Consider the following 11867-nt stretch of genomic DNA (forward strand, 5'->3'; position numbering starts at 1 on the left):
CGCGACGGTGGCACCTGCACCGTTGGCCCAGCGCTCCAGCGCCACTCCGGTCGCCACGGTCGCCGATGACCGTGGCCGGCGCCACCACGCAGGGCGCTTGATCCTGGCCGTGGAAGATGACGCGGTCTTCGCCGAAGCGCTGGTGACGCTGGCGCACGAGCTCGATTTCGACTGCGTGGTAGCCACCACCGCAGAAGAGGCGTTGGCGCTGGCGGCGGAACTGCGCCCGAACGGCATCCTGCTGGACATCGGCCTGCCCGACGTGTCCGGCCTGACCGTGCTTGAACGACTCAAGCGCAATCCCGATACCCGACACATTCCGGTGCACGTGGTCTCCGGCATGGACCGCAGCCAGGTAGCGCGCGAGCTGGGCGCGATCGGTTTCGCGATCAAGCCGACCACGCGCGAACGGTTGGTGGCTGCCATCGAGCAGCTTGAACAGACCAGCCAGCGCGACGTGCGTCGCCTGCTGATCGTGGAGGACGACAACGACCTGCGCCGCAACCTGGAACTGCTGCTGGGCCGCGACCAGCTGCAGATCGCTGCTGTCGGCACGCTTGCCGCAGCGGTGGAACAGCTGAGCACGGTCACCTTCGACTGCATGGTGATGGACCTGTCGCTGCCCGACGGCAGTGGCTACGACCTGCTTGAGCACATGGCGGGCAACGATGACGTCGGCTTCCCGCCGGTCATCGTCTACACCGGCCGCGCCCTCAGCCGTGCAGAAGAGCAGCGCCTGCGCCGCTACTCCAAGAGCATCATCATCAAGGGTGCGCGTTCGCCCGAGCGCCTGCTCGACGAGGTGACGCTGTTCCTGCACAGCGTGGAGGCCAACCTGCCCAGCGACCAGCAGCGCCTGCTGCGCGAAGCGCGCCGCCGCGACACCGTGCTCGACGGACGCACCGTGCTGCTGGCCGAGGACGATGTGCGCAACATCTTCGCGCTGTCCAGCGTGCTGGAGCCGCTGGGGGTGACGCTGGAGATCGCCCGCAACGGCCAGGAGGCCGTTGATCGGCTGGCCCAGCGTGAGGTGGACCTGGTGCTGATGGACATCATGATGCCGGAGAAGGATGGCCTGCAGGCGATGCGCGAGATCCGCGCGCAGCGCCACCTGCAGGACCTGCCGATCATCGCGCTGACCGCCAAGGCCATGCCCGATGACCGTGAACGCTGCCTGCAGGCCGGTGCCAACGATTACATCGCCAAGCCCATCGATGTGGACAAGCTGGTGTCGCTGTGCCGGGTCTGGTGCTCGCGGCAATGAACGAACAGGCGTTGTTCGACCTGGAGCTGAAGGTGCTGCTGGAAGCGCTGTACCAGCGCTACCACTACGACTTCCGCAGCTATGCGGTGTCTTCGCTGCGCCGTCGCGTCAGCCAGGCCATGCAGCGTTACGAGTGCGAGCGCCTGTCGGACCTGCAGCATCGGCTGCTGCACGAGCCGGAGCTGTTCGCCCAGGCCATGCAGTTCTTCACCGTGCAGGTCTCGGAGATGTTCCGTGACCCGGAGTATTTCCGGCAGATGCGCGAACAGGTGGTGCCGGTGCTGCGCACCTACCCCTCGGTGAAGCTGTGGGTGGCCGGCTGCAGCACCGGCGAGGAAGTGTGGTCGCTGGCGATCCTGCTGCATGAGGAAGGCCTGCTCGAGCGCAGCATCGTCTACGCCACCGATATCAACCCCGCTGCACTGGCCACGGCCGAGGCTGGCGCCTACGGCATCGACCGCCTGGCCCAGTTCAGCCGGAACTACCTTGCCGCCGGCGGCACCGCTTCACTGTCGGACTATTACACCACCGCCTACGATGGCGCGGTCTTCGACCGCCAGTTGCGCCGCAACGTGGTGTTCGCCGATCACAGTCTGGCCACCGACACGGTGTTTTCGGAAGTGCACCTGGTGTCCTGCCGCAATGTGCTGATCTATTTCAACCGCGACCTGCAGGATCGGGCGGTGGGATTGTTCCGCGAAGCACTGGTGCATCGCGGCTTCCTCGGCTTGGGCAGCAAGGAGTCGCTGCAGTTCGGTCGCCATCACGATGCGTTCGAAGCCTGTTCGCGGGAGCACCGCCTGTACCGGAAGGTGGCCTGATGGTGGCGATGTCCCGCCCTGAAGTGGTGGTGATCGGTGCATCGGCCGGTGGCGTGGCCGCCCTGCAGATCGTGCTTGGCGCGTTGCCGGCCACCCTGCCGGTGCCGGTACTGGTGGTGCTGCACCTGCCGCGCGACCGTTCCAGCCGCATCGCCGATGTGTTGGCACCGTACTGCACGTTGACCGTGCGCGAAGCGGAGGACAAGCAGCCGCTGCAGGCGGGAACGGTGACGTTCGCGCCGCCGGACTACCACCTGTTGGTGGAAGACACGCAGGCCATCGCACTGTCGATGGACGATCCGGTGCTGTTCTCGCGGCCGGCCATCGATCCGCTGTTCGAATCCGCCGCAGCCGTGTTCGGCACGCGCGTGCTGGCGATCCTGCTGACCGGTGCCAGCAGCGATGGCAGTGATGGCGTGGCCGCGGTGCGCACCGCGGGTGGCCAGGCCTGGCTGCAATGCCCCGAGGAGGCCGAGGCATCGATGATGCCGGCCTCCGCCCTGCAGCGTGCTGGCGCCGATGCCGTACTGCCCCTTGAACTGATGTGTCGCCGCCTGAAGGAGTTGTTTGCATGAACCTGCTGCCACCGGACCCTGCCCAGTCGCAGGCCCCGGTCAACCTGCTGATCGTCGACGACGTGCCGCAGAACCTGGTGGCCATGGAGGCGCTGCTGCGACGCGAGGGCGTCAACCTGCTGCTGGCCGATTCCGGCGCGCAGGCGCTGGAACTGCTGCTGGAGCATGAGGTGGCGCTGGCGCTGCTGGACGTGCACATGCCGGAGATCGATGGTTTCATGCTGGCCGAGCTGATGCGCGGCTCGCAGCGCAGCCGCGACGTGCCGATCATCTTCCTGACCGCCTCGCCGGACGATCCGCACAGGGTCTTCAAGGGCTACGAGACCGGCGCGGTGGATTTCCTGCACAAGCCGGTGGCGCCGCAGGTGATCCTCAGCAAGGTCAATGTGTTCATCGAGCTCTACCAGCAGCGACAGCTGCTGAAGGCACGCAACGAGGCGCTGGAGCGCGCGTTGAAGCTCAACGAGACCATGGCCGCGGTGCTGACCCACGACCTGCGCACGCCGTTGTCGGCCATCCTGCTGTGTGCCGACAAGCTGTCGCTGGAGCTGCCGGCCGACAATGCCGGCGCGCAGCAGACACTGAGCTACCTGGAAGCCAGCACGCTGCGGATGGCGCGCATGGTCGAGCAGTTGCTGGACTTCTCGCGGATCCGCAGTGGTGGCCTGCGCCTGCAGACCGGTACCTGCGACCTGGCCGAGGTGACGCGTGCGGTACTGGTGGAGGCCGGTGCCGGTCATCCAACCGATCGGATCGCGCTGGACGTCCGGGGTGATTCGACCCTGCAGGGCGACATGGATCGCTTGGGGCAGGTGATCGCCAATCTGGTCGGCAACGCACTTACCCATGGCGCTGAGGCGGCGGTGCAGGTGCAGGTCGATGGTGGCGATGCCGGCGTTGTCGCGCTGCGTGTACGCAACGCAGGCCATGTCGATGAAGCATTGCTGCCGCGTTTGTTCGAACCGTTCAAGGCAAGCTTCCACCAGAGCAATGGGCTTGGGCTGGGCCTGTACATCGTTGACCAGTTTGTGCGTGCCCATGGTGGACAGCTGAGCGCGCGCAACGACGCCGGACAGGTGGTGTTCGAGGCACTGCTGCCTCGTCGCAGCGATGGGCGCAGTCCGGTCGTTTCCTGAATTCTTCAGCTCGCGCGTGAGTGTACTGAGACGGACTCGTCCGCAACTGCTACCGTGGCACCACTCTTGCAAAGGAAGCTCCATGCCACTGCGCGCCATCGCTTACGTCAGCCAGTCCAAGCCGGATCTGTCCGCCGAACGTCTGCAGATGCTGGTCGAGGACGCCGCGCGCTTCAACAAGCTGGCAGGGGTGACCGGCGTGCTGCTGAATGACGGCGAGCGCTTCCTGCAGTACATCGAAGGTCCACCCGATGGCATCGATTCGGTGTATGAGCGGATCCTGCAGGCTGGCAGTCATGTCGACATCGTCGAGCTCGCGCGCGGCCGGGTTGGCCAGCGCCAGTTTCCGTACTGGGCGATGCGCGTGTTGCCGGTCGACGCAGCGTTGCTGCGCCAGCTTTCCGCAGGTGACTGGTCGGGATTCGCCCGCACGGTGAACGGTGACAGTGCACTGTTTACCGCGGTGGATCTGTTGACCGAGGTCGTGCGACCGGCGCTCAGCGCGGGCTGATCGCTAGCGTTGCGGTGCGCAGTACGCCGCGTGCAATGCCTGCAGCACCCCCAGCGCCGGACCTTCCAGCAGCCGATAGTGCAGTGTCTGTGCCTGCCGTCGCGTTGCCACCACATCCAGATTGCGCAGCACAGCCAGATGCTGTGACAGCGCCGACGCGCCCAGGCCAGTGACGGTCAGCAGTTCCTGCACTGGTGCTTCGCCTTCCACCAGACGACACAGCACGCGCAATCGCGCCGGATGTGCCAGCGATTTCAGCAGGGCGGCCGCCTGTGCAGCATGCGTCGCCATCGCGGCACTGTCCGTGGTGATGCTGGGCATGGCTTGACCGGGTAGTTCAGGAAAGTCTAATTTAGAGAAATCTAAATTGAAGGGCAAGCCAATGCGCACAATGCAGAGGAGCAGGGCATGAACCTGCCATGGGCGGCAATTGCAGGCGGCGGCCTGATCGGTGCGTCGGCGGTGGTGCTGCTGGCCACGCTTGGGCGGGTGGCTGGCATCAGCGGCATCGCCGCTGGCACCGTGGCCGCACCGCGTGGTGATCGTGGCTGGCGCTGGGCCTTCCTGCTCGGACTGATGTTGGCTGCTGCGGCGGTACTGAGCTGGCAGGCGGGCGCGGGACAATCACCGCGCGCGTTGTTGCGTGACGCACTGCCGGCCTGGCAATTGATCGCTGCCGGTGTATTGGTGGGCGTCGGTACGCGGCTGGGCAATGGCTGCACCAGCGGCCACGGTGTCTGTGGCCTCGCCCGTGGTTCACGACGATCGCTGGTGGCGGTGCTGGTGTTCATGGCCTGCGCGATGCTCACCACGTTCCTGATGCGCCACGGCGGAGGCCTGGTATGAGCCGCAGCTTGTGCGCCGCAGGTGCTGCCGGTGGCCTGTTCGGCGCCGGTCTCGCGCTGGCTGGCATGACCGACCCGCGTCGCGTGCTCGGTTTCCTCGATGTGGCTGGCGACTTCGATCCCACGCTGGCCTGGGTGCTGGCGTCGGCGCTGCTGGTCAGCGCACTGGGTCACTTCTGGCTGCGGCGGCAGGAGCGTCCACGCTGCGCCGAGCGCTTCCAACTTCCGACGGCGCAGGCGGTCGACAGGCGGTTGCTGCTGGGCGCGGCAGTGTTCGGCATCGGTTGGGGCTGGGTCGGGTATTGCCCAGGACCAGCGCTGGCTGCGTTGGCGGTGGGCGCGCGCGAAGCCTTGTGGTTCGTGCCGGCGATGGCGGCCGGTTTCTGGCTGCATGACCGCTGGCTGCGCTGAGGTTTCACGTTTGCCTCACCGGTGCAGGGTTCAGATCACTTTTCCCGGGGAAAGGAGCATGGCATGGCACGGATGAAGTGGAAGGGCAGCGCGTTGCTGGCGGCGGCACTGGCGACGGCGGCGATGCCGGCCATGGCCTGCACACGCGCGGTGTATCTGGGCGACAACGGCGATGTCATCACCGCTCGCTCGATGGACTGGAAAGTGGACGTGGCCACCAATCTCTACGTGCTGCCGCGTGGCATTGCGCGTACCGGACAGGCGGGGCCGGGGTCGATCGCCTGGACCGCGCGCTACGGCAGCGTGGTGGCCACCGGCTACGACATCTCCACCACCGATGGCATGAACGAGAAGGGCCTGGTCGCCAACCTGCTGTGGCTGGTCGAGTCGGAATACCCTGCCCAGCGCAGCGGCAAGCCCGGCCTCTCGATCTCGCTGTGGGCGCAGTACGTGCTGGATAATTTCGCCACGGTGGAAGAAGCCGTGACCGCCCTGCAGCGCGAGCCGTATTCGATCGTCACCGACAAGGTGCCAGGCGAGGACCGCCAGGCGACGCTGCATCTGTCGCTGTCCGACGCCACGGGTGACAGCGCGATCGTCGAATACATCGGCGGACGCCAGGTGATCCACCACGATCGCCGCTACCAGGTGATGACCAATTCGCCGGTCTTCGACCAGCAGCTGGCGTTGAACAGCTACTGGCAGCAGATCGGTGGCACGGTGATGCTGCCAGGCACCAACCGTTCGGCCGACCGCTTCGCGCGTGCGTCGTTCTACATCAACGCGATTCCGAAAGCGGAAGATCCGGTGGAGGCGCTGGCCAGTGTGTTCAGCGTGATCCGCAACGTGTCGGTACCGTTCGGCATCACCACGCCGGGCGAGCCCAACATCTCGTCCACCCGCTGGCGCACGGTTGCCGACCACAAGCGGCGCCTGTACTTCTTTGAGTCGGCACTGACACCCAATACCTTCTGGGTCGATCTGAACAAGGTCGATTTCGGCGGCAAGGTGCTCAAGCTCGATCTCGGCCGAGACCAGCGCAATACGTTTGCCGGCGATGCGCTGGGCCATTTCGTCCCCGGCGCGCCGTTCACCTTCCTTGGCGTCGAGGGCTAGTTCGATGCCTGGCTGGAGGCTGGATAGACCGCCTGGATCGTGCAGGCGCCGCGGCGAGTGAAGCGGGGCAGCGGCGCCAGCGCGTCGCTGCGCTCGTCGAAGCTGTCGAAATCGGCCGTGACCACGCGGTCGCCGGGGTTGCCGCAGATCAGGCCGTTCTGCATGCCGGATTGGAAGCTTAATTCCGGTGCGCGGTCGAGCTGGAGGCAGTGGCTGCCCAGTTCGACACGGTAAAAGCGATGGCCGCCGCTACGCAGCGGGTTGGTTTCCACCAGCATGCCCTGCGTGTCGGACGACCAGCCGCGAACGTTGCGGGTGGCGAAGCAATACGAGGCCGAGCCGCCGAAGCCACGACGGACGTCCCTGCGTTCGCGAATGGTCAGCGCCGGCAGGGTGGCCGTGCGCAGGCGGTCGCTGTCGCGGGCCACGCTGGCATAGTCGCGAGCCTGAACCGGAGTGACCGCACTGACGGCACAGCTGCGACCGTCGACCACGACGCGCTCGCTGGGACGACCGCAGGCCCAGCCGGTGGGTGCTTCCAGCTTCAAGGTGGTGGCCGCGCGGATGCCGGGGCAGTCCTCGGCGAAGTCGATGCGATAGGCCTGGCCGGAGGCGGCACGCAGCGCGATCGAGCGTGGTGATGCCTGCTCCACTTCCTGGACGCCGACAGCGTCCATGCAGTGCGGGGCCGGTGGCGTGCGTTCCTGCGCCGAGGTGGTGGCGGTGAGCGCCAGGCCGAGGCTGGCGGCCAGCACCAAGCATACGTGCTGATGGGTCATGTCCTGCACTCCCTGCGTTGGATGACGGATCGACTATAGCAGCGGTTTGCACGGCCCGTGTTACACGCGCACACTCGACGGATGGGCGCCATTTTCCACCTGCGGCACTACGGTCAGGCCACCGGCCTGGATCGCCACGACTACGCGCAGTGGGTGTTGCCCCTGCAGGGTGAGCTGCAGTTCGAGATGGAGGGCCGGGGCGGTCGTCTTGACCTGCTGCAGGGCGCCTTCGTGGCTGCTGGCGAGGCGCACGACCAGCTGGCCGATGGCCCCAACGGTTTCGTGATTGTCGACTGCGGGCCGGGCGTGCTTGATGACGCAACCCAGGAGCACCTGTGCCGGCAACGCTGGCTGCACCTTCCGTTGTCGCTGCGGCATCGGCTTGCCCGGGTGCAGGCAGGGCAGCCGGTGCCGGCGTTGTTGCCGGACCTGCTGCATATGTTCGCTCCGGCGGGCAGCGGCGCGCGCCTGCAGGGTCTGTGCGCTGCCGTCGAGGCGATGCCGGGGCAGGGATGGTCGGTCGCGCGCATGGCCGCCTTCGTCGGCATCAGCGAAAGCCGTCTGCATGCGGTGTTCCGGCGCGAGTTCGGGCTCAGCCCGCAGGCCTGGCTCAGTGCCAGCCGGCTGCGCTGGGCCAAGCACCAGTTGCGGGTCAGCCCGGCGTCGATCAGCGACATCGCACTGGCTGCAGGGTATTCCGAGCAGAGTGCACTGACCCGTGCGCTGCGCCGCGAATGCGGGCAGACGCCGGCAGCATGGCGGCGGGCGGGCGGCCAGTAGCCTCGGTCAATACGCCGCTCCCTCTGTCGCCTACACTTCGCGGCCTGTGCTCTCCCGCCAAGAACCTGTAATGCGCAACAACCCGATTGCTCTGGGCATCGCCAATGGCATTGCCGCCGGTGCGCTGTGGGGCGTGGTCTTCCTCGCGCCCGCCGTGCTGAACACCTTCAATGCACTGCAGCTCTCCGCTGGCCGCTATCTGGTCTATGGCCTGATCGCGGTGGCCCTGCTGCTGCCGCGCTGGAAGCGCTTGGCGCCGAAGCTCGGCCGTGCCGAATGGATCGGCCTGTTGTGGCTCAGCCTCGCCGGCAACCTGGTGTACTTCCTGCTGCTGGCCACGGCGGTGCAGTGGGCCGGTGGCGCCGCTGCTTCGTTGATTGTCGGCCTGATTCCGGTGGTCGTCACCCTGGTGGGCGTGCGCGAGCAGGGCGCGGTGCCGTTGAAGCCGCTGCTGCCGGCGCTGGGCCTGTGCGTGCTCGGGGTGGCGATGGTCGGCTGGGAGGCGCTGATGTCCGAACATCTGGGCACCCCCTGGCGGCAGCGCCTGATCGGCCTGCTGTGCGCATTCGGTGCGTTGTTCTCGTGGGCGCTGTACTCCATCGGCAACAGCCGCTGGTTGGCGCGGCGGCCTGATCTTTCCAGCCATGATTGGTCGCTGCTGACCGGCGTCACCACCGGCGGGCTTTCGTTGCTGCTGGTGCCGATGGCCTTCATCGGACACGCCGGGACTCATACGGCCGCGCAGTGGAGTGGGTTCTGGGCCATCAGCGCGGGTGTTGCGGTGGTCGCTTCGATCCTCGGCAACGCGTTCTGGAACCGCGCCAGTCGCCTGCTGCCGCTGACCCTGACCGGGCAGATGATCGTGTTCGAAACCCTGTTCGCACTGCTGTATGCCTTCGCCTGGCAGCGACGTTGGCCAAGCCTGCTGGAACTGCTGGCGATCGTGCTGTTGGTCGGCGGCGTGCTGTTGTGCGCGCATGCGCACCGCACGCCACGCGCGATCACCGAACATGTCGGCTGAATCGGCGCATTGAAGCCGACGATCACCGGTTTGTCTCAATTGCAACCAAATGCCGGCACGTTGGCCGATGATCGCGGCAAGAAAATATTGCGCCGCAACACTTGACAGCGGCCATCGTGCCGGTGTTTTCTGTACGCCATGGTCCTTGATGCCGCCAACGCCCGTCTGATCGTCCCCGCTGCCGCGGGCCGTTCGACTGCGCCGGTCGCCATCACCACCACCATTACCACCACCACCGTCACCACTGCCCTGGTGCGGCCCGTCGTCTTCGTGTAACTCCCGAAAACAACGGCCCCGCACCATCCAGGTGACGGGGAAACTCGACCACCTGCATGCGACGGGGCCTCCAACCGAGGTCTGCATGTCTTCCATCGCCCCCGCCCATTCGCCTGCTGCGTCCGCTCTGGCTGCGCCGTCCACTGTCGTGCACAAGTTCGGCGGTACTTCGGTGGCCGACGCTGAGCGCTATCGCCATGTTGCCGGTCTGCTGCTGGCCCGCCCCGAGTCGTTGCAGGTCAGCGTGGTCTCGGCCATGAAGGGCGTTACCGACGCGCTGATCGAACTGGCGCACCTGGCAGCCCAGGGCGATGCCGGCTGGCAGGAAGCCTGGCATGCACTGCGCGCACGCCATCGTGGTGCCGCGGTAGCGCTGCTGGGTGAGCAGGTGGGCGACACCGTGGACTGGATCGATGCGCGCTTCGACCAGCTGGCCGAGGTGCTGGCCGCCCTGGCGGTGATCGGTGAACTGCCGCGCGAAGTGCTCGACCGCGTGCAGGGCCTGGGCGAAGTGTTCTCCGCACAGTTGCTTGGCACCCATCTGCGCGCGTTGGGTGAGGACTGCGCGGTGCTGGATGCACGCGATGTGCTGGTCGTCGGCCATGGCGAACTGGGCGTGGATGTCGACTGGGATGCCAGTGCCGGCCGCCTTGCCGCGTGGCGGCTGCAGCACCCGCAGTTGCGCGTGGTGGCTACCGGGTTCGTCGCCCGTGATCGCCAGGATCGTGTCACCACGCTGGGCCGCAACGGCAGCGACTATTCCGGTGCGATCTTCGCCGCGCTGTTCAATGCCGATGAACTGCATATCTGGACCGACGTCGACGGCGTGCTGTCGGCCGACCCGCGGCTGGTGCCGGAGGCCGTGCAGCTGCACGCGCTGAGCTACGACGAGGCCTGCGAACTGGCCTACTTCGGGGCCAAGGTGGTGCATCCGCAGACCATGTCACCGGCAATCCGGCTGGGTCTGCCGATCTTCATCCGCAATACGTTCCACCCCAGTCATCCGGGTACCCGCATCAGCGCCGAGCGCTCGCCACGTGGTCCGGTAAAGGGGCTGACGCTGAGCGCGGATCTGGCCCTGCTGAATCTGGAAGGCACCGGTCTGATCGGCGTGCCGGGTACTGCCGAACGCGTGTTCGCCGCGCTGCGTCAGGCGCAGGTCTCGGTGGTGATGATCTCGCAGGGGTCTTCCGAGCATTCGATCTGCTGCGTTGTCCGTGCTGGCGAAGCGGCGCGTGGCCGCGATGCCGTGGTGCAGGCTTTCTCGCACGAACTGGCTGCCGGCCAGGTACAGCGCGTGCAGGTCAGCGAGGGCGTCAGCGTACTGGCCGCGGTCGGCGATGGCATGGCGGGCCAGCCGGGCGTGGCCGCGCGGCTGTTCGAATCGCTGGGCCGGGCGCAGGTGAACATCCTGGCGATCGCGCAGGGGTCGTCCGAGCGCAACATCTCGGTGGCGGTGGCAAGCGCCGATGCGACCCGCGCGCTGCGTGCCGCGCATGCGGGGTTCTGGCTGTCGCCGCAGACGTTCGCGGTGGGCGTGATCGGTCCGGGCAATGTCGGTGCTGCGCTGCTGGACCAGTTGCTGGCCGCACGCCCGCAGTTGCTGGCCAAGGCCAACGTCGATCTGCGCCTGCGCGCGCTTGCGTCACGCTCGCGCATGCGCCTGGAGGCCGATGGGCTGCATGAAGACTGGCGCCAGGCGCTGCAGGACGCCGGCCAGGCCAGCGACCTGGACCACTTCACCGAGCACCTGCTGGCCGCTCATCTGCCGCATGCGGTGGTGATCGACTGCAGTGGCAGTGCAGAGGTCGCCGAGCGCTATGAAGGCTGGCTGGCCGCAGGCATCCATGTAGTAACCCCGAACAAGCAGGCCGGTGCCGGGCCGCTCGCACGCTACCAGCGCATCCGCGCGGCGGCCGCCGCCAGTGGCGCGCGCTTCCGCTACGAGGCCACGGTGGGTGCCGGCCTGCCGGTGATCACCACGCTGCGTGACCTGGTGGATACCGGCGACGAAGTGCTGGCGATCGAAGGCATTTTCTCCGGCACGCTGGCCTGGTTGTTCAATCGCTTCGACGGCAGCCAGCCGTTCTCGGAACTGGTCGCGCAGGCGCGCTCGATGGGCTACACCGAGCCGGATCCGCGCGATGACCTGTCCGGTGTGGATGTCGCGCGCAAGCTGGTGATCCTCGCCCGCGAGGCCGGCCACGCACTCAGCCTGGAGCAGGTGCAGGTGGAGAGCCTGGTGCCGGCGTTGCTGCGCGAGGGAAGCGTGGACGACTTCATGGCCCGCCTGGGCGCATCCGATGAGGCACTGCTGGCACGGTTGCACGAC

General features: G+C 67.0%; 14 protein-coding genes. 12 read left to right on the forward strand and 2 right to left on the reverse strand.

Features of this window, described 5'->3' with window-relative positions; genetic code table 11:
* The 5 genes from DBR20_RS23105 to DBR20_RS12220 form a co-directional block, all read left to right on the forward strand.
* Positions 1 to 1264, forward strand: a 1264-nt coding sequence (locus DBR20_RS23105; RefSeq protein ID WP_258223331.1) for a response regulator, incomplete at its 5' end; no start/stop codon positions are given.
* Positions 1261 to 2085 carry a CheR family methyltransferase gene (locus DBR20_RS12205; RefSeq protein WP_089240793.1) on the forward strand — a complete coding sequence of 275 codons (825 nt, stop codon included), beginning with the start codon at positions 1261 to 1263 and terminating at the stop codon, positions 2083 to 2085. The genes DBR20_RS23105 and DBR20_RS12205, both read left to right, overlap by 4 nt.
* Positions 2085 to 2660: a chemotaxis protein CheB gene (locus DBR20_RS12210; RefSeq protein WP_108266346.1), complete on the forward strand. Its 576-nt coding sequence runs from the start codon at positions 2085 to 2087 to the stop codon at positions 2658 to 2660. Before DBR20_RS12205 ends, DBR20_RS12210 begins: the two co-directional genes overlap by 1 nt.
* Positions 2657 to 3796, forward strand: coding sequence for a hybrid sensor histidine kinase/response regulator (locus DBR20_RS12215; protein WP_108266347.1), 1140 nt, complete (start codon positions 2657 to 2659; stop codon positions 3794 to 3796). Before DBR20_RS12210 ends, DBR20_RS12215 begins: the two co-directional genes overlap by 4 nt.
* Positions 3797 to 3878: 82 nt before the next feature.
* The gene (locus DBR20_RS12220) at positions 3879 to 4307 is read left to right on the forward strand and encodes a BLUF domain-containing protein (RefSeq protein WP_108266348.1); all 429 of its coding nucleotides are present in this window, start codon (positions 3879 to 3881) and stop codon (positions 4305 to 4307) included.
* A gap of 3 nt (positions 4308 to 4310) precedes the next feature.
* Here DBR20_RS12220 and DBR20_RS12225 read toward each other — a convergent pair whose 3' ends face one another.
* Positions 4311 to 4628: a metalloregulator ArsR/SmtB family transcription factor gene (locus DBR20_RS12225; RefSeq protein ID WP_108266349.1), complete on the reverse strand. Its 318-nt coding sequence runs from the start codon at positions 4626 to 4628 to the stop codon at positions 4311 to 4313.
* Positions 4629 to 4673: 45 nt separating this feature from the next.
* Here DBR20_RS12225 and DBR20_RS12230 point away from each other — a divergent pair, with 45 nt between their 5' ends.
* The 3 genes from DBR20_RS12230 (at position 4674) to DBR20_RS12240 (ending at position 6679) form a co-directional block, all read left to right on the forward strand.
* The gene (locus tag DBR20_RS12230; protein ID WP_258223334.1) at positions 4674 to 5153 is read left to right on the forward strand and encodes a YeeE/YedE family protein; all 480 of its coding nucleotides are present in this window, start codon (positions 4674 to 4676) and stop codon (positions 5151 to 5153) included.
* Positions 5150 to 5563, forward strand: a complete 414-nt coding sequence (locus DBR20_RS12235) for a DUF6691 family protein (protein WP_108266351.1) — start codon at positions 5150 to 5152, stop codon at positions 5561 to 5563. Before DBR20_RS12230 ends, DBR20_RS12235 begins: the two co-directional genes overlap by 4 nt.
* Before the next feature lie 63 nt (positions 5564 to 5626).
* The gene (locus DBR20_RS12240; RefSeq protein WP_108266352.1) at positions 5627 to 6679 is read left to right on the forward strand and encodes a linear amide C-N hydrolase; all 1053 of its coding nucleotides are present in this window, start codon (positions 5627 to 5629) and stop codon (positions 6677 to 6679) included.
* On the opposite strand, the gene DBR20_RS12245 is transcribed toward DBR20_RS12240, so the two are convergent.
* The gene (locus DBR20_RS12245; RefSeq protein WP_108266353.1) at positions 6676 to 7458 is read right to left on the reverse strand and encodes a DUF6491 family protein; all 783 of its coding nucleotides are present in this window, start codon (positions 7456 to 7458) and stop codon (positions 6676 to 6678) included. The genes DBR20_RS12240 and DBR20_RS12245 overlap by 4 nt on opposite strands.
* Before the next feature lie 81 nt (positions 7459 to 7539).
* On the opposite strand from DBR20_RS12245, the gene DBR20_RS12250 reads away from it, so the two are divergent.
* The 4 genes from DBR20_RS12250 to thrA all read left to right on the forward strand — a co-directional run.
* Positions 7540 to 8238, forward strand: coding sequence for an AraC family transcriptional regulator (locus DBR20_RS12250; RefSeq protein WP_108266354.1), 699 nt, complete (start codon positions 7540 to 7542; stop codon positions 8236 to 8238).
* 70 nt (positions 8239 to 8308) lie between these two features.
* A complete protein-coding gene (locus tag DBR20_RS12255; RefSeq protein ID WP_100552395.1) occupies positions 8309 to 9259 on the forward strand; it encodes a DMT family transporter in 951 nt (316 codons plus the stop codon).
* A gap of 138 nt (positions 9260 to 9397) precedes the next feature.
* Entirely contained in the window at positions 9398 to 9535 is a 138-nt protein-coding gene (locus DBR20_RS22140; RefSeq protein WP_181393073.1) for a hypothetical protein, read from the forward strand.
* Between the two features lie 85 nt (positions 9536 to 9620).
* The coding region (thrA, locus tag DBR20_RS12260; RefSeq protein ID WP_258223332.1) for a bifunctional aspartate kinase/homoserine dehydrogenase I at positions 9621 to 11867 on the forward strand (2247 nt) is incomplete at its 3' end.

Origin of the sequence: Stenotrophomonas sp. HMWF023, assembly GCF_003060985.1 — a bacterium.
Classification (GTDB): domain Bacteria; phylum Pseudomonadota; class Gammaproteobacteria; order Xanthomonadales; family Xanthomonadaceae; genus Stenotrophomonas; species Stenotrophomonas lactitubi.